General features: G+C 72.3%; 17 protein-coding genes. 10 read left to right on the forward strand and 7 right to left on the reverse strand.

Annotated features, from left to right (window positions below):
* Positions 1-3: 3 nt before the first annotated feature.
* Positions 4-513: a DUF2231 domain-containing protein gene (locus ACH4PY_RS34970; RefSeq protein WP_398192442.1), complete on the reverse strand. Its 510-nt coding sequence runs from the start codon at positions 511-513 to the stop codon at positions 4-6.
* A 297-nt stretch (positions 514-810) separates the two neighbouring features.
* On the opposite strand from ACH4PY_RS34970, the gene ACH4PY_RS34975 reads away from it, so the two are divergent.
* Positions 811-1,788 carry a rubrerythrin family protein gene (locus ACH4PY_RS34975; protein ID WP_398192444.1) on the forward strand — a complete coding sequence of 326 codons (978 nt, stop codon included), beginning with the start codon at positions 811-813 and terminating at the stop codon, positions 1,786-1,788.
* A 273-nt stretch (positions 1,789-2,061) separates the two neighbouring features.
* Positions 2,062-2,661, forward strand: a complete 600-nt coding sequence (locus tag ACH4PY_RS34980; protein WP_398192446.1) for a cation transporter — start codon at positions 2,062-2,064, stop codon at positions 2,659-2,661.
* Positions 2,662-2,719: 58 nt separating this feature from the next.
* On the opposite strand, the gene ACH4PY_RS34985 is transcribed toward ACH4PY_RS34980, so the two are convergent.
* Both ACH4PY_RS34985 and ACH4PY_RS34990 read right to left on the reverse strand, forming a co-directional pair.
* A complete protein-coding gene (locus tag ACH4PY_RS34985; protein WP_398192448.1) occupies positions 2,720-3,082 on the reverse strand; it encodes a (2Fe-2S) ferredoxin domain-containing protein in 363 nt (120 codons plus the stop codon).
* Positions 3,079-5,073, reverse strand: a complete 1,995-nt coding sequence (locus tag ACH4PY_RS34990; protein WP_398192450.1) for a heavy metal translocating P-type ATPase — start codon at positions 5,071-5,073, stop codon at positions 3,079-3,081. The genes ACH4PY_RS34985 and ACH4PY_RS34990 overlap by 4 nt, the downstream gene beginning before the upstream one ends.
* A 97-nt stretch (positions 5,074-5,170) precedes the next feature.
* Here ACH4PY_RS34990 and ACH4PY_RS34995 point away from each other — a divergent pair, with 97 nt between their 5' ends.
* Positions 5,171-5,578, forward strand: a complete 408-nt coding sequence (locus ACH4PY_RS34995; RefSeq protein ID WP_398192452.1) for an ArsR/SmtB family transcription factor — start codon at positions 5,171-5,173, stop codon at positions 5,576-5,578.
* 228 nt (positions 5,579-5,806) lie between these two features.
* Here the strand turns inward: ACH4PY_RS34995 and ACH4PY_RS35000 are convergent, their stop codons facing one another.
* Genes ACH4PY_RS35000 through ACH4PY_RS35015 form a run of 4 tightly spaced genes read right to left on the reverse strand, consistent with a single transcriptional unit; the run spans position 5,807 to position 10,861 of the window.
* Entirely contained in the window at positions 5,807-7,138 is a 1,332-nt protein-coding gene (locus ACH4PY_RS35000; RefSeq protein ID WP_398192454.1) for a glycoside hydrolase family 125 protein, read from the reverse strand.
* Positions 7,135-8,166, reverse strand: coding sequence for a LacI family DNA-binding transcriptional regulator (locus tag ACH4PY_RS35005; RefSeq protein ID WP_398192456.1), 1,032 nt, complete (start codon positions 8,164-8,166; stop codon positions 7,135-7,137). Before ACH4PY_RS35005 ends, ACH4PY_RS35000 begins: the two co-directional genes overlap by 4 nt.
* Before the next feature lie 44 nt (positions 8,167-8,210).
* Entirely contained in the window at positions 8,211-9,143 is a 933-nt protein-coding gene (locus ACH4PY_RS35010; protein ID WP_398192458.1) for an ROK family protein, read from the reverse strand.
* Positions 9,140-10,861, reverse strand: coding sequence for a class I mannose-6-phosphate isomerase (locus ACH4PY_RS35015; RefSeq protein WP_398192460.1), 1,722 nt, complete (start codon positions 10,859-10,861; stop codon positions 9,140-9,142). Before ACH4PY_RS35015 ends, ACH4PY_RS35010 begins: the two co-directional genes overlap by 4 nt.
* Positions 10,862-11,158: 297 nt before the next feature.
* On the opposite strand from ACH4PY_RS35015, the gene ACH4PY_RS35020 reads away from it, so the two are divergent.
* From ACH4PY_RS35020 to ACH4PY_RS35050, 7 genes are all read left to right on the forward strand, one after another.
* Positions 11,159-12,472, forward strand: a complete 1,314-nt coding sequence (locus tag ACH4PY_RS35020) for an ABC transporter substrate-binding protein (protein ID WP_398192462.1) — start codon at positions 11,159-11,161, stop codon at positions 12,470-12,472.
* Positions 12,469-13,431, forward strand: coding sequence for a carbohydrate ABC transporter permease (locus tag ACH4PY_RS35025; RefSeq protein ID WP_398192464.1), 963 nt, complete (start codon positions 12,469-12,471; stop codon positions 13,429-13,431). The genes ACH4PY_RS35020 and ACH4PY_RS35025 overlap by 4 nt, the downstream gene beginning before the upstream one ends.
* Entirely contained in the window at positions 13,428-14,249 is an 822-nt protein-coding gene (locus tag ACH4PY_RS35030; protein WP_398192467.1) for a carbohydrate ABC transporter permease, read from the forward strand. Before ACH4PY_RS35025 ends, ACH4PY_RS35030 begins: the two co-directional genes overlap by 4 nt.
* Before the next feature lie 33 nt (positions 14,250-14,282).
* Entirely contained in the window at positions 14,283-15,512 is a 1,230-nt protein-coding gene (locus ACH4PY_RS35035; RefSeq protein WP_398192469.1) for a glycoside hydrolase family 76 protein, read from the forward strand.
* Positions 15,513-15,606: 94 nt separating this feature from the next.
* Complete coding sequence (locus ACH4PY_RS35040; protein ID WP_398192471.1) at positions 15,607-18,753, forward strand: alpha-mannosidase; 3,147 nt, start codon at positions 15,607-15,609, stop codon at positions 18,751-18,753.
* Positions 18,754-19,200: 447 nt separating this feature from the next.
* The gene (locus tag ACH4PY_RS35045; RefSeq protein ID WP_398192473.1) at positions 19,201-22,245 is read left to right on the forward strand and encodes an AMP-binding protein; all 3,045 of its coding nucleotides are present in this window, start codon (positions 19,201-19,203) and stop codon (positions 22,243-22,245) included.
* A gap of 882 nt (positions 22,246-23,127) precedes the next feature.
* A partial coding sequence (locus ACH4PY_RS35050) for a cellulose-binding domain-containing protein (protein ID WP_398192475.1) occupies positions 23,128-23,676 on the forward strand: 549 nt, incomplete at its 3' end.

A 23,676-nucleotide genomic window follows, 5' to 3' on the forward strand; every position in this document is an offset into this window, starting at 1 on the left:
GGGTCAGCGGTGCTGCCACACCGACTTGGCCCCGGAATCGCCGATCCGGTAGACCTCCACCACCGCTCCCGCTCCCACGACCAGTGCCAGCACGACCGCCACCACACGCCCTGCCGCCGTGGTCAAGGACACCCGGTCCACCCACGCCCCCTCACGCCCGTCAGCGGACTGCGCAAGACGGCGCAGGACCCCGCGATGCAGGGCCCACAGCACCACCGACACGACGAAGACCCCCACGCTCCAGGGCAGCAGGTCGCCGCCCATCTCCGTGTGGTGCTCGACCGCCGCAGTCTCCGGCACCCGCTCCTGCAGCCACTCCCCGGCATTCGTGGCCAGCGGCACTGACACCAGCGCCACCAGGGCCAGCAGCGGCAGCACCACCCCGGCCCTGCGCATCACCACAGGCCACGCCGCACACGCCAGCAGAAGCAGCGCCGACAACGGCACCAAGATCACCACGGCGTGCACCCACAACGGATGCGCCGGGAGTCCGTTGACGGTCGTGGTTCCCACATCGGCTCCAGGATCGGTAGGGGTGTACGGCCACCGTAGAGACCACGCAGGCGACGCCGACGGTGGCGCGCACTCCCGTACACCCAGACGCAGCACGAGGCGTCCCCGACGCCTCGCCCGTATTGCAAACACCCGGGCAGCAGGCGGCCTGCGCCCGTTCGGCCTGGCGAAAAGGCTGGGTGGGTGAATTCTCCTTCCACGGATCGAGCCGATGGACGAGGCGCGGTCGCCACCCGCCTCCTGTCGGTGATGGGGTCGCCTGCGAGGGGGAAGTCAACGACCTGAAAGAGGAAGACCGTGACACGACTCGCCGCCCGGGCCGCCCTGGCCTGCCTGTCCACCGCCGCAGCCGCTCTCGTGCTCGCCGCACCCGCCCGCGCCGTCTCCGCCTCACCACAGGCAGCCGGTCCGGCACCCCACGGCGCCGCCTCCGCGGCGCCGGCCCCGCAGACACTGGCCGATCTCGACACCGCGATGACCGGCGAGGCTTACGCCAACGCCTCCTACACCTTCTACGCCGCCCAGGCCGACCGCGAACACCTCCCGGTAACCGCAGGGACCTACCGGCGCACCGCGTCCACCGAGCTCAACGACCACTTCCGCGCAGAAGCCGCCCTGGCCGGCGTCGTACGCGGCGACGCGGACAACCTGCGAGCCGCCATCGCCGGCGAGGCCTATGAGACCACCACCATGTACCCCACCTTCGCCCGCCAGGCCACCGCCGACGGCGACGACAACGCCGCCGCGCTCTTCACCGAGATCGCCCACGACGAGGCGGCCCACCTGGCCAACTTCCAGGCCGCCCTGCACGTCGTGGAAACCGGCCTCGGCCGCATCCCCGCCCCGCCGCCCGTCGACGCCGTCCAGGTCCCGGCAGGCGGCCCCCAGGTCCACTCCGCCCGCACCCTGGCCAACCTCGACACCACCATGCACGGAGAGGCCCTCGCCCACGCCCGCTACACCCTGTACGGCGAGCACGCCACGGCCGACGGCCGCCCCGCGCTGGGCCGCCTCTTCCAGGGCACCGGACAGGTCGAGCTGCGCGAGCACTTCGCCGGCGAGGCCGCACTGTACGGCCTGGTCGGCACCACCCGCCAGAATCTGACCAGGACCGTCGCCGGCGAGACCTACGAAGCCACCGTCATGTACCCCACCTTCGCCGCCCGCGCCGACGCCGCAGGCGACCACCAGGCCGCCCGCGTCTTCCGCCACAACGCCACCGACGAAGCCACGCACGCCCGCACCTTCCAGCAACTCCTCAACCACCCCCACTGACACCCCGGCCCCACTCCTCCACCGATCCCCCCAGCTCCCACCGGCACAGTCATGAAGCGCCTCCGGTCAGGTCAGTGGACCGACCTCCCCCTGTCCGCATCCTGTTCCGGCCTGGCAGCCCCCGCAGTCCGGAAGAGAACACCAACGTCCGACGGCCGCAGGGCGGCGTGACCAAGGAGTGATGTGCCGCGGCGCGCGATGGCGTGTGCACTTCAGCGGGGAGCGGACGGTGGTGTCTGTCAGGCCGGTAGGCGCGTCTGGGAGGATCGCGCGGTGACCAGCAACGATGTAGCCGCTCGTCGGGCGTTCACCCGCCGGGGCTTTGCCTTGGAGTACGTCACTCTCGGCTGGAACGTGGTTGGCATCGTCGTGCTGGCTTTCGCCGCCGTTTCGGCGAGGTCTGTTGCGCTCGCGGGTTTTGGCTTGGACTCCCTGATCGAGATCGGTGCTTCCACGGTGGTGATCTGGGAGTTGTCGGGCGCCGGGGAGGAGCGGCAGCGACATGCGCTGAAGCTGATCGGTGTCGGTTTCACGCTGCTGGCGCTGTATCTGCTCGTGCAGTCCACCTGGGTCCTGGCGGCGGGCTTTCGTCCGCACCACTCGCCGTTGGGTATCGGCTGGACGGCGGTGACAGCCACGGTGATGTTCGCGCTCGCCGCAGGCAAGGCCCGTACCGGCGCGGCCCTGGACAATCCGGTACTGCAGACCGAGGGCCGCGTCACCTTGATCGACGGTCTGCTGGCCGCCGCCGTCCTGGCCGGTCTCGTGCTGAACGCTCTGGCCGGACTGTGGTGGGCCGATCCGACCGCAGGATACGTACTGGTGTATTACGCGCTGCGCGAGGTCAAGGACGTCTTCTCCGGCGAACACTGACCATCGCGCCCCGGTGCGCCGCGTCGCGCACCCCGTGGTCCTGCCTGTCCGGCCTTGCTCAGTCGTCGAGTGCCCGTCGGAGTCCGGGACCTCCGGAGAGGACCCAGGCGGCGATGTCGGCGGTGGCGTCCGGGGCGTTGACCAGGCCGAGCCATACCGGACGGCCGCCGGCGCGGCGGCCTTCGGCGGAGGGCTGGACGACGACGACGTTGGCGTGCTCACAGGTGTCCAGGCAATTGGCCGGCCGCACGGTGGCCACATCTCGCAGGGTCGTTCGCAGGTCCGCGAGTTGGGCGGCGTGGTCGAGGCCGGGCACCTTGGCGGTGCCGCAGCAGCCGCCGCCGCGGCACACGGTGACGGTGCAGCAGACCGCCCCCGCCGCGCCGCGGGCCGGGGCGGTTTCGGGGGTGCGGCGGCTCACCGGACTGTTCCGGTGCGGGCGCGGCGCCAGGCGCCGTCGGCGAGCAGGCGCAGTCCGTTGAGGCCGACGATCACGGTGGAGCCTTCATGACCTGCGACGCCGAGCGGCAGCGGCAGGTGGCCGGCGAGGTCCCAGATGACCAGGCCGGTGATGAACACCGAGGCGACGACCAGGTTCTGCACCACCAGCCGGCGCGCCCGCCGCGACAGGGCCACGGCGGTGGGCACGGTGGCCAGTTCGTCGCGGACGACGACGGCGTCTGCGGTCTCCAGCGCGAGGTCGGATCCGGCCCGTCCCATGGCGATACCGGTGTGCGCGGCGGCGAGTGCGGGTGCGTCGTTGACGCCGTCGCCGACCACCAGCACGCGGCGGCCGGCCTGCTCCAGCTCCTTGACCGCGGTGACCTTGTCCTGTGGCAGCAGGCCGGCGCGCACGTCGGTGATGCCGACCTCGGCGGCCAGGCGGGCGGCGGCACGCGGGTTGTCGCCGGTCAGCAGCATCGCGCTGGTGCCGGTGAGCCGACCGAGGGCGGTCACGGTGGCGGTCGCGTCGGCGCGCAGCCGGTCGGCGATGCCGAGAATGCCGACGGGGCGGCCGTCGCGCTGCACCAGGACGGCGGTGTACCCGCTGTCCTCCAGCTCACCGGCGACGACCGCGGCGCGAGCCGCCGTACCGTCCGCGCCCGACTCCTTCAGCGTCAGGGCCGGGGCGCCCACGCCGATGGTGGAGCTGCCCAGGACGGCGGTGACGCCGACGCCGGGGGTGGAGGCGAAGTTGCTCACGGCAGGCAGGCCCAGGCCGCGGTCGCGGGCGGCGTCGACGACGGCGCGGGCCAGCGGGTGCTCGCTGGGATGCTCGGCCGCGGCGGCCAGGACCAGGAGGGTGTTCTCGTTCAGGCCGGAGCCGGCCAGGGGGCGGATCGCGGCCACGCGGGGCGTGCCTTCGGTCAGGGTGCCGGTCTTGTCCATCGCGACGGCGTCGACCTGCCCGAGGCGTTCCATCACCACTGCGGACTTGATGAGCACGCCGTGGCGGCCGGCGTTGGCGATCGCGGACAGCAGGGGCGGCATGGTCGCCAGCACCACCGCGCACGGCGAGGCGACGATCATGAAGGTCATCGCCCGCAGCAGCGAGGCGGTCAGCGCCGCCCCGAACGCCAGCGGGACGAGAAAGACCGCCAGGGTCGCGGCGATCATGCCCAGGCTGTACCGCTGTTCGACCTTCTCGATGAACAACTGCGTGGGCGCCTTGGTCTCGGAGGCTTCCTCGACCATGGCCACGATCCGGGCGATCACCGACTCCGAGGGGGCGCGCTCGACCTTGATCCGCAGCGCCCCGGTCCCGTTCAAAGTGCCGGCGAAGACCTCGCCCCCGGCCTGCTTGGCCACCGGCAGCGGCTCGCCGGTGATCGTCGCCTGATCGACGTCGCTCGCACCGTCCAGCACGATGCCGTCCGCGCCGATACGCTCGCCGGGGCGGACCAGGACGGTGTCGCCGACCGCCAGGCAGCTGGTCTCCACGGTCGTCTCGGTGCCGTCGTCGGCGAGCAGGGTGGCGGTGGTGGGGGCGAGGTCGAGCAGGCCGCGCACCGCGTCCTGGGTGCGTGCGGTGGCCAGCGCCTCCAGGGCGCCGGAGGTGGCGAAGATGACGATCAGCAGGGCGCCGTCCATGACCTGCCCGATCGCCGCGGCGCCGAGGGCAGCGACGATCATCAGCAGGTCGACGTCCAGCGTCTTTCCCTTCAGGGCCCGCATCCCGGCCCAGCCCGGCTCCCACCCGCCGGTGGCGTAGGTCAGCGCATACAGCGGGCCCCAGGCCCATGCCGGGGCGCCGGTGAGCTGCAGCGGCAGCGCGACCAGAAACAGCACCAGAGCGGCCGCGGCCCAGCGGGCCTCGGCCAGAGCGAGCACCCTCGTGCGCCGCCGCGGGGCGGCGGCAGGCGTGTGCCGGGGTGGGGCCTGGAGGGGGTGCTGGTCGAGAGCAGCGGTCATCTGCGTGGCGGTCCTTCTCGCGAGGAACGGACGATCCTCCCACCGTAGCAGGAATACTTGAAGAGTCGTTCATGGATCCGTTCCGTAGAATAGTGCCATGGGCCACGGAGCGAACACCGCCGACAACGAGCCGCCGCGCACCCGCCTGACGACGGCCAATGCCGCGCAGGTGGCTACCACGCTGCAGGCACTGTCGACGCCGTCGCGGCTGCTCATCCTGGCTCGGCTGCGTGAAGGGCCGTGTGCGGCGACGGAGCTGGCCACGGCCGTGGGGATGGAGCAGTCGGCCTGCTCCCACCAGTTGCGCCTGCTGCGCAACCTCGGACTGGTCACCGGCACCCGCCAGGGCCGCTCGGTGATCTACGCCCTGCACGACAACCACGTCGCGGCCCTGCTCGACCAAGCCGTCCACCACATCGAGCACCTGCGGCTGGGAGTCGTCGACGCACCCGCCGCCGTCGACGCGGTAACTGCCGCCGCCGACCGGGAGCCGTCCCTGTCCTGACCTGCGGCAGGCCGGAGTCGGAGGCGGTCGGTCAGGCGCCGGCCGTTCTCGACAACCTGCTGTACCGCGTCCGCCGGACGCCGACGACGACTACCTGTGGATCCTCATCAACGACGGCAGGGGCCGGCGCGCTCACGCAGCACGGAGCGCGCGCTGCTGACGCAGAGGCCCTCCGGCAGGGCGACCGTTTTCGGGGCCGAGTCCGCCCAGGCCGTTGTACGTGCCGGGTCACACCGTCTGCGCCTCACCACGGTCGGTGTCGCCGGCCGCCCACAGGGAGCGGGTGCCGAGTCCGACGACGTCCAGGGCGAGTTCGGCGTACATCGCGTTGGCCCAGGAGAACCAGGGCCTGGTGAACCGGCGCGGGTCGTCCTTGTGGAAGGACTCGTGCATCGCCCCGGTGCCCGCGTCGGTGTCGGTCAGCACGCGAAGCGCGCTCAGCCGGTCCTGGGCGACGTCGCTCGTCAGGCCCTGCACGGCGATCGCGATCGGCCAGATGTGCTCCGCGGGGGTGTGCGGGCTGCCCACCCCCTCGGCGGCGCTCCCCCGGTACCAGGTCGGGTTCTCCGGTGAGAGCACGAACTGCCGGGTCGCACGGTAGAGCGGGTCGGTGGCGGGGATGTTCGCGACGAGTGGCAGGGACAGCAGGCTCGGCATGTTGGCGTCGTCCATGAGGAGCGCGTTGCCGTGGCCGTCCACCTCGTACGCGTAGATCTCGCCGAGGCCGGCGTGGCGCACGGTCCCGTGGCGGCGGACGCCCTCGCGCAGTTCCGCCGCCAGCAGCGCGGCGTCGGCAGCGAGTGCCGGGTCCGACAGGTGGCGTGCGATGTCGGCCACGCCGTCGAGGGCGGCAGCCGCGCACAGGTTCGCAGGCACGTTGTACCCGTGGACGCAGGCGTCGTCGCTGGGCCGGAATCCGCTCCAGGTCATGCCGGTCCGGGCGACCGGCGTTCCCCGTCCCCCGTTGGGCAGCGTGTCGCCGGGCGGGCCGGCCTGCCGCACGAAGCGGTACGTCGACCGTCCCTCGTGGTCCTGCTCCCTGCGCCACACCGTGACGACGACGCGGGCGATGCGCGCGGTCTCCTCGAGGTGGTCGGTCAGTCCGGTGGCCATCCAGAAGCGGTGGGCCAGCAGGAGCGGGAAAGCGAGGGAGTCGACCTCGTACTTCTCCTCCCACACCCATGGGTCCTCGCACAGGTCGTCCGCGTCGTGCGCCCGCCCGGAGGGCCCGGCGTTGAAAGCGTTCGCGTAGGGGTCGCGTTCGATCTGCCGGAACTGTCGCCTCATCACGGCGGTGACGAGGTTCCGCAGCGGGGCGTCGTCCCGCACCAGCGCCAGGTACGGCATCGTCTGCGTCGTCGAGTCGCGCAGCCACATGGCGGGGATGTCACCGGTCACCACGAAGGCCGTGCCGTCGGGCATCGAGCGGATGGTGCGCGCCAGAGTGTCGTCGAGGCAGCGTACGAGGGTCTGCCCGAACCGGGGGTCGCCCAGCGCGTCGAGGCGGCGAAGGGCCTCCTTGACGGTCGGGTGGTCCCTGACGGTGGTGGGGAACTTCATGCTCGGACCTCGCGCGGGCCGCCGGAAGGCGGCCCGTAACGGATGACGCGCGTCGGAACGGTGACGCGGCGGGCGGCGGGCGGGGTTGCGCCCCGGTTACCGAGGCGGTCGAGCAGCAGGCGCGCGGCCTGGCGGCCGATCTCGTCGGCGTCGTAGGAGACGAGCGTGAGCGACAGGCCGAGCACGTCGGAGAGGTCGAAGTCGTCGAACCCCGCGAGGGGAATGCTGGTCCCCGTCTTCAGCAGGACCCGGATCGCGCCCTGGCTGATGCGGTTGTTGGCGCAGAACAGCGCGGTGGGGGGGTTGGGCAGGTCCAGGAGTTCCGCGGTCGCGCGCTCCGCCGTCGCGGCGTCGACGAGGCCCTGGCGGATCAGGGAGCCGTCCGGCTCGGCACCGGCCTCCTCGTGCGCCGCCCAGAACCCGCGCAGACGTTCCGTCCCGGTGTACAGCGCGGGAGGGTTGCCGAGGAAGGCGACACGGGTGTGTCCTTCGGCCAGCAGGCACGCCGTGGCCTCGCGGGCTCCGTGGAAGTCCTCGACGAGTACGCAGTCGGTGTCGAGTCCCGCCGGCGGCCGTGCGGCCAGGACGACGGGGACGCGGCGCATCGCGTCCTCGAGGTGCTTTTGCCGGCTTCCCGCGGGAACGACGATCAGCCCTTCGACCTGGTGGTCGACGAGGCCGTCGACCAGGCCGGGCTCCTTGTCGACCTGGTCGGCGGAGTTGCTGAGCACCACCCTGAAGTCGTGCTCGGTGGCGACCTCCTGCACTCCGAGCGCGAGGCGCGAGTAGAACGGGTTGGCAAGGTTGGTGACGACGAGCCCTATCATCCCGCTGCCCCCGAGGCGCAGGCTGCGGGCGGTCTCGTTGCGGCGGTAGCCGAGCCGGTCCACAGCGGCGAAGACGCGTTCGCGGGTCGCCTCCGACACGCCGGGGTCGTTCTTGAGCACCCGTGAGACGGTCATTGCACTGACCTGCGCGAGCTTGCCGACGTCGTGCATGGTCGGTCCGCCGCCTCGCTGAGTGGGCATGCCCCTCCTTCTGCCTGCGCCGTCCAGCGGCGGAGTCACTCTCATCATGCGGGGTCCGGCACGTCCTGGGCCCATTGGGCGGCCCCGGTCAACGGCGCCTCCTGCGGATGTCCGGCCGGCTGGACGCTCACCGCCGGCGTGCTCGCCGCGCGGAGCCCGTCGGTGAAAGCAGGGTGGACCAGCTCCCACGACCGGGCCATGGACCCGCCGATGACCACGCAGCTGGCCTCGAAACGGGCGATCCAGGGATCCAGGGCCTGGCCGAGCGTGCCGAAAGCGTACTCGAAGACCTCGGCGGCCACGGGGTCCCCGTCCTGGGCACGTGCGGCGATCTCCCGGACGTCCGGGACCCCGGGACCGTCCGGCAGTGCCGCCCGGCGGGCGTAGCGTGCCCGGATGGCGCGGCGGGAGACGGTGTCCTCCAGCGGCCCACCGTGCGCGGTGAGGTGGTGGACGAATCCCTCGGGCGGCACCCGGGGGTCGTCGTGGACGGGCCGGCCGCGTTCGAGGAAGGACGACCCCACGCCGGTGCCCAGCGTCAGGCACACGACGCGGTCGTGCCCGGCAGCGGCGCCGGCCCGGTACTCCCCGAGACCGAAGGCATCGGCGTCGTTGAGGAAGCGAAGCCGATCGGCGCGATCGCCCAGGCGCCGGCGCAGACCGGCCGCCACGTCCACCCCGGACAGCGACTCGAACTTGCCTACGCCCACGTAGCGGCCGATGCCGTCGTCGTAGTCGAAGGGGCCCGGCACCGCCACACCCCAGCAGGGCCGGTGCCCCGTCGGCAGCGCAAGCCCGGCGCGGGCGACGGTGTCGAGGATGCCGTCGGCGGTGCCGTGCGAGTCCAGGGGCCTGCGGATCACGGACGACGGGACGGGGCGGCCGGTGTCCGTGGCGACGAGTGCGGCGGTGACGTGCGTACCGCCGATCTCCAGCACGGGGACCGGCGCGGCCGGACCCGCGGCGGCGGCGGTCACTGCCCGACCACCAGGGCCTTCACGACGTGCACCTCGTCGGGTCCCACGGAGCGGACACGGTAGGAACCCACCGCGGCGGGGACCGTGAGGGTTTCGGCGAAGGCCAGGAAGTGACTGCGGCCCTCACCGGTCTCGATGACCGCCCCCCGGCCCGCGGAGACGTTGAGGATGTGGAAGCGGCCTGCCGTGTCGTCGGCGACGTCGGCACCGGGGGACACGACGAGGCGGTGCACCGCGTAGAACATCTCCGGCAGCGCGCCGATGACCTCCTCGCGCCAGCCCTCACCGGCACGCACCGTACGCGGCTGCTGGATCAGGTCCTTCGTCACGGCGTCGCCGCGCCGGGAGGCGTCCAGGTTGGCGAAACCGTGCTCGTACGGCAGAGGCCGGGAGGCGCCGGCGGCGTCCTTGCGGAGCCAGTCGTAGAAGCGCAGGGAGTACAGGTACGGCGTCGCGCTCACCTCCAGCACCAGGTTGCCGGCGCCGGAGGCGTGCGGCGTGCCCGCGGGGATCATGAACAGCTGACCCACCGTGGCCGGGTGGCTCTGCACATGGTCCGCCACCGGCAGCGGGGTGCCGTCGGCGATGGCATCCTCCACCTGCCGGCGCATGACGCCGGGGTCGGCGCGCTCGGTGAGGCCGAGCAGCACCTGGGCTCCCGGCTCCGAGGCGGTGACGTAGTACGTCTCGTGCTGGGTGTACGGCCATCCGAACACCTCCCGCATGTACTGCTCCTGCGGGTGGAGGTGCAGCGACAGGTTGCCGCCGCCCATCGTGTCGAGGTAATCGAACCGGATCGGGAAGGAGGTGCCGAAGCGGCGGTGCACCTCCGGGCCGAGCATGTCCTCGGGGTGACGCACGCACAGCAGCTGGAACGGGACCTCGACCTGCGCGCCGCCCCGCGCGCCGACGAGGACTCCCGCCTCGGGGGCGATCAGCTCGTACCCCAGGGCCGTGTTGCCCCCGCCCGGGGTGAAGCCCAGCTCGGTCGCCGCCCACTGGCCCCCCCAGGGAGTGGAGTTGAAGTAGGGCCGGGTGCGCACCGGGCCCCGGGCCAGGTGCGCCAGGGTGCGGCGCAGCGCAGCGCCGTCCAGTGAGGCGGGCGCGTCCGGGTCCTGGAGGTCGATCCACCGGTCGATCCGGCAGGCGATGGCGTCCCGGTGCCGGTCGAGGACGGGCCAGTCGGTGTAGAACAGGGCCACGAGGTCGCCGGGCCCGCCGGGGCGGCCGAGATTGACGCCGACCGGCAGCACCTTGCCGGCCACGGCGGCCTCGGCGTACCGCTTGGGCAGGTCCGCGTACCAGAGCAGGTCCGACTCGCAGAGCGCCGCGCCCGGCCCGAACACCAGCAGGACCCCGTCGCCGGCAGGCTCCACCGGCTCGGGCACGACGTCGAAGAGGTCCGCGACGTCCGCCTCGGACAGCGGAGTGAAGAACGGGTCGTCGGCGGGGACGGGCCGGGCCTTCAGCCGCTCGGCGGCGGACGGCGCGTAGTGGTCGCGCACGTCCAGCAGCTCCACCTCGCGTCCCGCGGAGCGGAGGGCAGCCGCCAGGCCGTCGGCCAGCGCGTCCCAGTCGGCCGCGGAGGGCCCGTCCACCGACAGGACGAGCGGACCGGCGGGCAGCCCGCCGGTCGTCGCCTGCCAGCCCGTCACCACCTGCCCGTCCACCGGTTCGTAGCAGGGGTGGGGGTCGTACGAACGAGACGCGGACTGCACATCGGCTCCTCACCAGATCACCAGAAGTTCGTTAACGATAACAGTTCATGGCTGAAGCTGGCCACATTCCGCCCCCCGTGGATTGACGCTCAGAAAAACGCATCTGAGCTGCACATTTACAGCCGGAGTGAGACATGGAGCCACTGCTTCCGGCGGAGAAGCCTTGCCTTCGGTCGAATGTTGTCGTTAACCTCCACGCAACGTGTACTCGATGCCTCAAGGGGTTTGCGAGTGCCCGCGTGCCCTGTGGGGCATATCCGGCCACTCGTGGTGGCCCGATTCGGCGAAGGGTGATCAATGTCAGCATCGGGCAGGACCCGCCGTGCGGCCGTGCCGCTCGCGCGGCGCAGCCTCCTCGCCGGGATGGCCGCGGGCGCGGCCTCCCTCGCGCTCCAGGGGTGCGCTCGCGGCGAGAGCACCTCCGCGCAGCCGGGCACCACGAGTCTCTCCAACGACAACGCCACCTGGGACGACGGATACCGCGCTGCCGGGCGCACGCTGAAGGGGTTGACGGGCTACGCCCTGCGCCCGCTGTCCAACCCCTCGGTGACGTCGTACCAGCAGGTCGTGCAGATGACCCTGCAGACCTCGAAGGCCTCCGACCTGGTCAAATGGGCTTCCGGCTACCAGCTCAAGCGATTGGCGCGCACGGGCGGGCTCACGGATCTGACAGGGGTCTGGGACAAGTACGTGGCCAAGGGGTGGGTGCGCGACGCGTCACGGGACGCCGTGTCCTACCGCGGAACGGTCCACGGCATCCCGATCTACGAGTCGTACTACGTGCTGTTCTACAACAAGCACGTGTTCGCGAGGCTGGGGCTGTCGGCCCCGGGCAGCTGGGCGGAACTGCTGCACTGCGCGGAAGTCCTCAAGCGCAACAGGATCACGCCGTTCCTCGCCAGCCAGGTCGGCGGCTGGCCCGCGATCGAGTGGTTCCAGGAGCTGGTCACCAAGGTCGACCCGCACTTCTACCAGAAGCTGGTGACCGGTGAGGCCTCCTACACCGACCCTCCGGCCCGCCAGGCGATGGACATCTGGCTGGACTTCATGCGCAAGGGCTGGATGACGCCGCCCGACTTCGACCAGGCACGCGGCCCCGGTGCGTTGAAGGCCGGCACCGTCGGCATGTTCCTGCACGGCACCTGGCAGTCGCAGGGGATCGCCGCGGCCGGCATGAAGCCCGGGGTCGACTACGACGCCTGCATCCTTCCCACGGTGCGGACGTCCACCCCCAAGAGCGTGATCGCCGAGTCGGGTGTGTTCGTCGTCCCCCACCGCGCCTCCTCGCACGGCGCCGCGGTGGCGAACGCCGCCGCCTGGCTCACGCCCTCGGTGCAGCGGGTCTGGAGCGACTTCCTCCAGGACAGCTCGGCGAACCCGACGGTACGTGCGAGCAACCCGGTCGTGGCCAAGCTCCAGCAGGACATCGCCCAGGAGCGCCGTATCCCGCTGATCCGCTACTGGGAGGCCAGCCCGCCGAGCCTCATCCAGGGCAACACCGACGACCTGGGCGGCTTCATGGCCGGCCAGACCTCTCCGGCCACCACGCTGCGCCGGATGCAGGAGCGTGCACAAGACGAATGGGCGGCCTGGAGGCGCGACGAGGCATGAGTACTTCGACAACCGAAACAGACCTCCCCGCCGCCGGCGGCGGAAGGCGGGCGCAGTCCCCCGGTGACGCCCGGCGGCCCCTCCTGTCACGTTCCCGGCTCAATCCGCGTGAACGGATGGCCGCGGGCACCTTCATGGCCCCGGCGGTGCTCCTGGTCGTGGCCTTCCTGATCCTCCCGTTCGTCTGGACGGTCTACCGCAGTTTCTTCAGCGACTCACGGACCTCGCCCTTCAGCTGGTTCGACAACTACTCGCGGTTCGCCTCCGACCCGGCGTTGTCCCGCTCCGTCCAGAACACGCTCATGTGGGTCGCCGGCACGGTCGTGCTGCCCTTCGTGCTCGGTCTGGCCGTCGCCGTCATGACCAACGCCACCCGCTGGTCCCGCGCCGCCCGGCTGTGCGTGGTGCTGCCCTACGCGCTCTCGGGTGCCGCGGTGGCGGTGGTCTGGAACTTCATGCTCACCACCGACGGTGCCGTCAACCAGGTGCTGACGAACCTGCACATGGGCTCGCTGGCGCACGGATGGCTGCTGACGTGGCCGGGCAACACCGTCGTGATGATCCTGGCCAACGCCTGGCAGGCCACGGGAGTGGCGGTCATCCTCTTCCTCGTCGGTCTCCAGTCCATCCCGCCGGAGACGCTCGAGGCGGGCGCGCTGGACGGCGCCGGGAGCTGGCAGCAGTTCCGGTACATCGTGCTCCCGCAGCTCAGGCCGGTGTCGATCATCGTGATCGGCATGAGCCTGGTCAACGGTCTCAAGTCGTTCGACCTGATCTGGGTGCTCACCCAGGGCGGTCCGGGGCGGGCCACGGAAACACTCGCGGTGTCCATGTACAACGAGACCTTCCTCGAGCTGCGGCCCGGCGTGGGAGCCGCGATCGCGGTCGTCCTCACCGTGATCGTGCTGGCGGCCTCGTGGCTGTACCTGCGCCGCCAACTGGACGTGAAAGGCGAATGACCATGTCTCTCGGCCGAGTTCTGCGAAACGGCACCGTCGTGGTGCTCGCCGCACTGTGGCTGATCCCCACGTGGCTTCTCGTGGTCAACGCCATGGTGCCCGCGGGCAGCTACTCCGGTGCCCCGCACTGGCTGCCGGAACACTTCGGACTGTTCGGCAACATGTCCCAGGCCTGGGACAAGGCCAACCTCGGACCGGCGTTCGGCAACAGCGCGCTGTACGCCACCGTCAGTGCCGTGGCCGCCGCCGTCGTGGCCTCGGGCGCCGCCTTCGCCACGATCGTCATGCCGGTCAAACGGCGGGTGCTGTGGTTCTGGGTGATCTACTCCGGCACCCTGCTGCCGCTGCAGGTCTTCATCCGGCCGCTGTTCGTCGAGTACGCCCGCTCCTCCCTGTACGACACCCAGATCGGCCTGATTCTGATCTACACGGCCATCGCCGTTCCCTTCGCGTTCTTCGTCATGCGCAACTACGCGCTGACGCTGCCGCGCGAGGTCGTGGAGGCCGCGCGTATGGACGGCGCGTCGTGGTGGCGGGTGTTCTGGCAGATCCACGTCCCGCTGACCAAGTCCGCGATGGTCGCCGTGTTCGTGTTCCAGTTCGTGGCCGTCTGGAACGACCTGATGTTCGGCATCACGCTCACCACGAGCCGCAACATCCGGCCCGTCATGGCCGCGCTCGCCGACCTCCAGGGCAACTACTCCAACGTCGGACCCCCGATCGTCCTGGCCGGCGCCCTCCTGGTCTCGCTGCCGACGCTGGTGCTGTTCATCTCCGCCCAGCGCTACTTCGTCAGCAGCCTGAAGATCCACAGCTGATCCGCACCCCTCCTCCGTCGAGAAGAGAACGCCATGCTGAGATCGACACTCCGCCACACCACGGCCGCCGCACTCTGCGCCGGGCTGCTGTGGACCGCCACCCCCGCGATCGCGCGGTCCGCCCACGACGGCCGGCCTCCTCGCACGGCTGCCTCGGCCCAGTGGGCCGACCGGGCCACCGACGCGTACCGGGCGCTGCAGGCGAACCTCTACCAGGGCGCCGACGGGCACGGCCTCTACCTGGAGCGGGTACCCCGGCAGGCCGGGGATCCCGCGCACTCCTACCTGTGGCCGATGCGGGAAGCCGCGGCCGCGGCTGCGGACATGCAGCAGCTCCCGAAGACCGGCCCGTCCTACCGCCGGGACGCGACGCAGCGCTTCGACACCGTCGAGTTGTACTTCGCCGCCGGTGACCGCCCGGGCTACCGGTCCTACCTGCCCGCCCCCCTGGGACCGGGCGGCGACGCCTACTACGACGACAACGCCGTGGTCGGCCTGAGCGAGCTCGACCAGTACGAGGCCACCGGGGTCAGCACCTACCTCGACCGGGCCGAGCAGGTCGTACCCGTCGTGGCCCGCGCCTGGGACGACGACAGCACCAAGGCCTGCCCGGGCGGCATGGCCTGGTTCGACTCGCCCGGCAACACCATCCGCGCCACCAACGTCACCTCGCTGTCCGCCCAACTCGCGGCCAGGCTGTACGAGGACACCCGCGACATCGCCTACCTGCACGCCGCCGAGACGTGGTACGGCTGGGTGTACTCGTGCATGCGGCAGTCTCCCGGCCTCTACGTCAACGACCGCGGCGACGACGGCAGCACCGACCCGACCCTGTGGAGCTACAACTCGGGCTCCATGATCGGTGCCGCCGTGGCCCTCTACCGCGGCACCGGCGACGCCGGCTATCTGGACAAGGCCGTCGAGGACGCCCGGGGCTCGCTGGCGTACTGGACCCAGGCCACCCGCCTGCACGACCAGCCGGCGATCTTCAACGCCTTCTACGTCAAGGACCTGCTCGCCCTCGACGCGCTGCGACCCGACCCGTCGTACCTGCGGGCCGCCACCGGCTACGCGGACAGTACCTACGCCACCAACCGGGACGCCGCGACCGGTCTGTTCCGCTTCCAGCCCTCGGGCGGCGGCAGCTACGACGCGACCGCGCCGGCCGAGACCCTGGAGCAGTCCGCCATGGTCCAGATCTTCGCCACCCTGGCCCGCGCCACCGGGCAGGGCCGTCAGCCGGGCCGCCCCGCGAGCTCCTGACCGGCGGCGGCAGGAACCCGCCGCGCCGGCCGCACACTGCGGCAGCCGCCCCACGTACCACCCACGACACCCGACACGAAGGACACCCACGGCCATGCCCAAGCCACCGCTGACCAGGCCCTCCTGGTGGGACTCCGACATCGCGCGCGACCTCCTGCGCGACCGCGTGGCAGTCACCACGGGTACCGCCGGCCGGGAGGTACGGCTCACCGGGGAGCCCCTGCTGCGCCGGAGCAGCAGGGGCGGGCTGCTCCAGTCCGTCCGGGTGGGTGTACGCCACTCCGGCGCGGGGGACGGCGTACCGCTGATCACGCGTGCCCGCGTCACAAGCGAGGGCGGCGCTCCCCTGCACTGCGAGATCGTTCCCGGCCCCGGGGACGACGTGCGCATCCTGATACCGGAGGTGGACGCCCCCACGGTCGTACGGATCGAACTCCCCGAGCTCGGCGAAGACGCCGCCGTCGACTTCCAGGCGCGCCCGCAGCGTCACTGGACGCTGCACCTGGTGCAGCACTCCCACCTCGACATCGGCTACACCGACCCCCAGGGCCGGGTGCTGGCCGAGCACCGCGCCTACCTCGACTCGCTGCTCGAACTGTGCGACGACACCGACGACTGGCCGGAGGCCGCCCGTTTCCGCTGGGCCGTGGAGGGCTTCCACTCCTTCCAGGACTGGCGGGCGAACCGCCCCGAACGCCAGATCGCAAGCTTCCTCGAGCGCGTCCGCGAAGGCCGTATCGAGCTGACGGCCATGCCGTTCAACCTCCACACGGAGACCTGCTCCACCGACGAGCTGCACGAGCTGCTGCGCCCCATGACGGAACTGCGCGACCGGCACGGCCTCGACATCCGCACCGCCATGCAGACCGACGTGCCGGGCCAGGTGGTCGGTCTGCCCGACGTCCTGGCCGGCAACGGCATCCGCTACCTGTCCGTCGCCCACAACTGGGCCGGCCGCGCCCAGCCGCACCTGGTCGGAGGAGAGCGGCTGCCCCGGCTGTTCCGCTGGCAGACCCCCAGCGGCAACAGCGTCCTGGTCTGGCGCACCGACACCCCGCACGGCCTTGCCTACATGGAAGGTTCCATCCTCGGCTTCGACGAGTCCTACGACCGGGTCGACGACCTCCTGCCCGCCTACCTCGGCGCCATGGCCCTGTTCCCGTACCCGCACCAGGGTCCGGGGATACCCGGATTCCCCGCCCTCGGCCACACCCCCGACGCCGACCCGTATCCGTGGGACGTCCTGCACCTGCGCGTGCTCGGCAAGTTCGCCGACAACGGCCCACCCCGCCGGATCATCTCGGACACGGTGCGCCGGTGGAACGAGGAGTGGGCCTTCCCCCAGCTGCGCGCCTCCCGCCACCAGGACTTCTTCGAGGACGCCGAGAAGCGGGTCGGCGACCGCCTGGAGACCTACCAGGGTGACTGGAGCGACTGGTGGGTCGACGGCGTCGGCGCCGGCGCCGTCCCGCTGGCCGCCACCCGCCGCGGCCAGGCCGCCCTCGCCGAGGCGCAGACCGTCGCCGGCTACGCCCAGCTGCTGGGCGTGCCCGGCAGCACGGCCGTCGCGAAGGAGGCGCCCACGGTCTACCGCGCGGCCTCGCTGTTCAACGAACACACCTGGGGCGCCGGGGACCCCTGGACCCATGGCGACCACGGGCACAGCTCCGGCGAGACGCAGTGGCACTGGAAGTACGCCCAGGCCCTGCGCGCCCACGACGAGGCGGAGACGCTGCTCGACTCCGCGAAGGCCCTCCTCGGCGAGGCCCTCCCGCCCGGGCCGGGCGCCCTTGCCTCCTTCTACGTGGTGAACACCTGCAGCTGGCCCCGCACGGAGACCGCCGTCCTCTTCCTGCCGGAGAGCACCGTCGGGCTGGGCGACGCCGTCCGGGTCCTCGACGCGCGTACCGGCGCGCCCCTGCCCATGGTGGAGGAGGCCCAGAGCAACGAGCGCCACCGGGCGGCCGGCCGGTTCCTGAAAGTGCCCGTGGCCGACGTGCCGGCCTGCGGCGCCGTCCGGCTGGACATCGTCCCCGGCGCCGCTGACACCGGCGCCGGCGCCACCGCTGCCGCCCCGCACACCACGGGCACGCCCGCGGACACCACTGTCCTGGAGAACGAACATCTGCGCGTCACCGTGGACCTGGGCGGGGCCTGCATCGGATCGGTCGTCGACAAGCGCACCGGACGCGAACTCGTCCGGCAGGACGCCACCATCGGTTTCAACGGCTACGTGTACGACGAGTACGCCACCGCCGGCGGCTTCAACCACCAGTCCAGCAAGACCGTCGCCGACGACTCGATGCACCTGCTGGCCTCGCGTCGCGTCGCGCCGCCCGCGGCGCTCGTCGAGCGCTTCTCTGACGCCACGGGACACACGCTGGTGTACGAGTGCGCGCCCGCGGGCACGCGTCGGCTGCGCGTCACGGTGCACCTCCCGCACGGCGCGGCACGCCTCGACATCGACAACCGCATCGACAAGGCCGCGACGCTGACCAAGGAAAGTGCGTTCTTCGCCTTCCCCTTCGCGTTGGAGGACCCCGCGGTGCGCATGGAGGCCACCGGCGGCGTCACCGGCACAGGGCTGGCGACGGTACCGGGATCCGCGGTCCACATGCGTGCCGTCCGGCGCTGGATCGCCCTCACCGACGGGACCCAGCACGCCGCGCTGACCACGACCGACGCCCCGCTCGTCCAACTCGGCGGCATCGCCATCCCTTACGTCCCCTACCCGCAGTCACTGGCGCAGGAGGAGCCGGCCACCGTCTTCTCCTGGGTGCACAACAACATCTGGGACACGAACTTCCCTGCCGAGCAGGCGTTCGACCACAGTTTCCGCTACAGCGTCGGCTTCGAGGCCACCGACGCCACCGCGGCGGCCGGGGAACGGCTGGCGGTACGCACCGCGGCTGTCACCGGCCACCCGCTGGTCACGGTGCGCGCCCGCGACGAGGCCCGCGGGCCGTCGCCTGCGCAGGTGCGGTTCCTCACCGTGGACGATCCCCGTGTGCGCCTCGTGGGTCTGACGTCCCCGGACGACGGTGTCCTGATGGTCCGTCTGCAGTCACTGGCCGAGGTCCCGGTCACCTGCCGACTGGCCACGCCGTTCCCCGTCACCCAGGCGTTCGGCACCAACTACCTCGGCCTCGCCGGGCGCGAACTCGGCCTGGAGCCCGGCGACGTGGTCCCGGTGGAGGTGCCCGCGCTCGGGACCGCGGCGGTCACCCTTCATCTGCGCTGAACGGCTCCGGGTTCGGCGGAGAGTCTCCACCGAACCCGCAACGGTTCGGTACCGGACGCTCACGGGCTGAGGGCCGTCCGGTCTCCCGCACCGAACCACCGAGGCGGCGGACTGACGCGCCGCCACCGCGCCGGCGCGGTTCTTCCCGCGGGAAGCGGGCCCGCGGCCGCCGCGGGCGGGAGGGAGGCCTCGCGCAGCAGTCGAGGCGCGTCGTCGAGGGCGAAGCCGACGCCGCCGATCCACCGGCGAACGTGACATCGCGCACCTTCTGCCGCACCGGTCTCCCCCGCGGGCGAAGTCCCCCCGAAGCCGTGCACAACGCCTTGTGCGGCCAAATCCGGCGGTGTAGTCCTGTCCCCGTCACGCCACTGCCGGGTGTGCCCGCGACGCGGCACCCGGCGGCCGGGGCAGGACGACTGGCGCCAGGCCGACATGAGGGAGAACGCCGTGATCAGCGAGGACATCCGGGCCGTGCTCGCCGCCGACCCGGAACTGGGCGCGGGCAACGTGCTGTCCACCCTGCTGGCGCTCGGAGCGGATCCGGCAGGTCCGGGCGCGGCCTTCGACACGCCCGTCGACGGCCACCCCGCCGGGCACCGGCTGACGCTCGGCGAGCTGCGGGAGCGGGTGGCCGCCCGAGCGGCGTGGTGGCACGCGCACGGCATCGGCCGGGGCGATCCGGTGGCGGTGCACGTGTCGGGGTCCGCGGACTGCCTGCTGGCGTTCCTGGCCCTGACCTGGCTCGGGGCCGTCCCCGCGCTGATGGACCGGTCCCTGGCGGGCGACATCGCCGCCGGGTTCGTACAAAAGCTGCGCCCGGTGGCACTGATGACCGATCCCGAGCACCGCGCCGTGCCGGCCGGCCTCGACCTGGGCGATGGCGTCCTGCACGTGGAGGCGGCGGAGACCGGCACCGCGGACCCGGCGGACGCGCCCGCGCACTTCCGCCACCACGCCGACGACCCGGTGGCCGTCACCCACTCCTCGGGCACCGCCCGGATGCCCGCGGCTGTGGTGCACACCCACGCGAGCCTCTTCGCGGCCACGCGGCTGCTCAGGCTGGCGGCCCCGCCCGCCCCGGGCGACGCACGGACGCTCAGCGCACTGCCCGCCGCCCACGCGGGCAGCGTCCAGGCGCTGAACGAGGCGCTGTGCCTGCGCGGCGAAGCGCTGTTCCTGTCGGCACCGCACGACGGCCCCGCCGTCGTGGCCGCGATCGAGCGCTGGAGGCCGGGCAGGGTTCTCGGCACGGCTGCCACCTGGGCGCAACTGGCCAGAACGGACCTGGCGGCGCACGACCTCGGCTCGGTGGCGCGGTGGTCCAGCAGCGGGGGCCCCACGCCCGAGCCGCACATCCGCGAGCTGGTCGCCGTCGGCTCGCGGGAGGCCCCGGCCCGCGACGGCGTCCGGCGGCTCCCCGGCTCCGTCTTCGAGGACGGCCTTGGCTCCACGGAGACGGGCCACTCCGTCTTCCACATCACCCACACCTCCACGACCGGGCGGTACGGACGCTGTGTCGGCGTCCCGCACGACTTCGCGGAAGTGGCGCTGCTCGACCTGGCGACGGGCCGGGAGGTCCCGGCCGGCGAGGTCGGCCATCTGGGCCTGCGGGCCCCGACGCTGGCGCCGGGCTACTGGAACGACTCGGGGGCGACGTACCGCGGGCGGCAGGGCGGCTTCCACATCTCCGGTGACCTGATGTACCGGGACGGGACGGGCTGCTACCACCACGTCGGCCGGGCGGCGGACGCGGTGCCGCTGGGCGAGGGGAAGTGGCTGTACCCGGCAGTGGCGGAGGACCGAGTCCTCGCCGCGTGCCCGGAGGTGCACGACTGCGTGGTGGTCGCCGACCGGGTCGGCGGCGAGGTCGTCACCGATGTCCTGCTCGTACTGCGGTCGGGCGCCGATCCACGGGCCGACCGTACGGGCGCGGTGCACGCCGCGCTGGAGCCCGCGGCCGCGGGGACACTGCGCGGGGTCGTGGTGATCGACGAGGCCGACCCACTCGCGGGCCCTGCCGGTGAGGGGCGCAAGTCGCTGGTGCGGGAACGGCACCGCGCGCGGACGGTGGGTTCCGGCGCGGGCGCCGCCGGGGAACCGCCGGTGCCGCCCCTCGCCGAGCGGCTGACCGTCGGCTTCTCCGGGGAGGGGGAGGGCGAGGGCGAGATGACCTGGGGCATGTGGGAGATCTGGGGCGCCATGTGCCGTCAGGAATCCGCACTGCCCATCGGTGGCCGCGCCCCGCTGGAGGCGGACCGGCCGCTCGCGGACATCGCGGACGAGCTGCGCTACCTGATGGTGCGCTTCCCCGCCATGCGTACCAGGCTGCGATTCGACGCCACGGGCCGACCCCGGCAACGGCTCTTCGCGTCCGGTGAGGTCACCCTGGAGGTGTACGACGCCGCCCCGGACGGCGACGCCGACGAGGCCGCCGCGGCTGTCGAGGCGCACTACCGGCGTACCGCCTTCGACTACGCGCAGGACTGGCCGATCCGTATGGCGGTGGTGCGGCAGAACGGCCGGCCGGTGTGGCTGGTGACCATCCTCCACCACCTCGTGACCGACGGGCGGGGCGGCGCGATCATGCTCCGCGACGTCATGGCGCGAGAGACCGCCCCCGTCACCGGTATGCAGCAACTCGAACAGGCCCGCTGGCAGCGGTCCCCCGCCGGACAGCGGCAGAGCCGGCGGACCCTGCGGTTCTTCGAGAACATACTGCGGACGGTGCCCGCACGGCAGTTGCCCGGGCCCACGGACCCGCGCACGCCGCGGCACTGGCTGGCCGAATTCCGGTCCACGGCGCTCGCGGTGGCCCTGCCGAGGATCGCCGCGCGAACCGGTGCCGGAACGCCGGCCGTCCTGATGTCGCTGTTCGCGCTCGGCCTGCACCGGGCCACCGGCATCAGCCCCGTGGTGGTCCGGCCGGTGGTCAGCAACCGCTTCCGGCCGGCGCTGTCGGATGTGGTGTGCCCTGTCTCGCAGTCGGGCATGTGCTCCCTGGACGTCGAGGGAGCCACCCTCGCCGAGGTCGTCGAGCGCGCCGAGCGGGCCACCATCGCCGCCTGGAAGTACGCCTACTACCAGCCGGAGGACCTGGACGCGCTGATCGCCCAGCTCTCCCGCGAGCGCGGCGAGGACATCGTCATCGGGACCTACCTCAACGACCGCACCACGCACGCCCCGACGCCGGACACCGCCCGGCGGCCGGCCCCCGGCGAGACGGCGGAGGAGCTCCGGGCGGCGCTGGAGCGCTCCGAGTTCACCTGGACCGGGCGCCAGGACACCTCCTCGGAGCGGTTCTTCGTCTACGTCGACGACGCACCCGGCGCAGGGCTGACCCTGGACATCCGCATCGACACGCACTACGTGTCGCCTGCCCAGGCAGAGGCGTTCGCCCGCTGCATGGAAGCGGCGGCGGTCGAGGCAGCGCTGGGGGACGAAGCCGGACGTCCGTCCGGCTCAGAGGCGCCGCCGCAGGGAGTGAGCCGTTGACCGGGCCGGCGGCGGCTCGATCGCCGGACGGCTACGGCGCCCGCGTCACCGGCCCCCGCCGCTCCCGTCGGGCGGCTCTCACACGGTGACCCGCATCGGGTCGGTGAAACCCGCCGGGCCGACGCCCGTCCGGGCGACCATCACGGTGCCCACTCCACGGGGTGGCGGGGTGGTGAGGGTGGCCCGGGTCAGCGGCACACTTCCGGAGTACCGCTCCCCCGTGGTCGGCCGGCGCCGCACCTCACCCGGCCGCGGCTCGGTACGACATGCGAGGGACGAACACGGGCACGTGCGGAGCCCAGCGGCCGGTCCACCGGTCCGCGGGCCGCGGACGTCCGGTGGGACTCCTGCGGCCGGCGCCGTTCGGCGCCGGGGCCGGGCCGCCCGAGCCGCGCCCCGGCCCGGTCTTCGCCGCAGCCGGGAACCCTCCGCGAAGAGGAGGCGGCGGCCGTACCCGCCGCCACGAGGATCACCACCACGACGACGACAGCGCCAGGGCGGCGCAGCCACGATGCGATTCCCCGAGGGCCGGGGACCCGTCAGCACCTGGGCTGCGCGGCCGGCGCGGAGTGCGTCCGTGGCGTTGACCTTTCGTACCGGCGGGTCCACACTTGCCAGCGCCTCGCGTCGGCCGGGTTCCGACGTCGACGCGTCTTTCGAATACCGCCGAGCCTCGCGAACGGACCCCCCACCGGCTCCGGGCGGCGGCGCACTGAGCTGCGCCTCCGGACGGACCGCCAGGAAATGAGGTCGAGTGATCTTCGTGTCCAGCAGTCTGTCTGCTCCTCCGGGAGCGCCCCCGGACCGGTGCGCTGTCCGTAGTCGGATGTTAGCGCAATCAATTCCTCTGTTCGCGGGCTCTCCGTTCAAGGAGTGTGTTCTGTGAAGAAATCCCATGTCCATGGACGCTACCGACCGGCGCTCGTCGCCCTGCTGTCCATCGTGCTCGCGGCCGCCGGGGTGTCGTTCGTGGCGACCTCTGCGCAGGCCGCGGCCGGCTGCCGGGTCGACTACAGCGTGACGAACCAGTGGTCCGGCGGCTTCGGCGCCAATGTGAGCGTTACCAATCTGGGTGAGCCACTCACCAGTTGGCAGCTCACCTGGGCCTTCGCGAACGGGCAGACCGTCACTGACCTGTGGAGCGGCTCCTACACCCAGACCGGCGCACAGGTCACCGTGACCAACGCCGCCTGGAACGGCACCCTCGCCACGGGCGCGTCCACGAGCTTCGGCTTCAACGGCGCCTTCACCACGGCGAATCCCGTCCCCGCCGCCTTCGCCCTCAACGGCACGGCCTGCACAGGCGCCGTCACCAGCACACCGTCGACCACACCGCCGACCACGACGCCGCCGACGACGCCGCCGACGTCGGGTGGGACGTGCACTCTTCCGTCGTCGTACCGGTGGTCGTCGTCGGGTGCGCTGGCGCAG

The organism is Streptomyces sp. NPDC021224 (assembly GCF_044332905.1).
GTDB lineage: Bacteria > Actinomycetota > Actinomycetes > Streptomycetales > Streptomycetaceae > Actinacidiphila.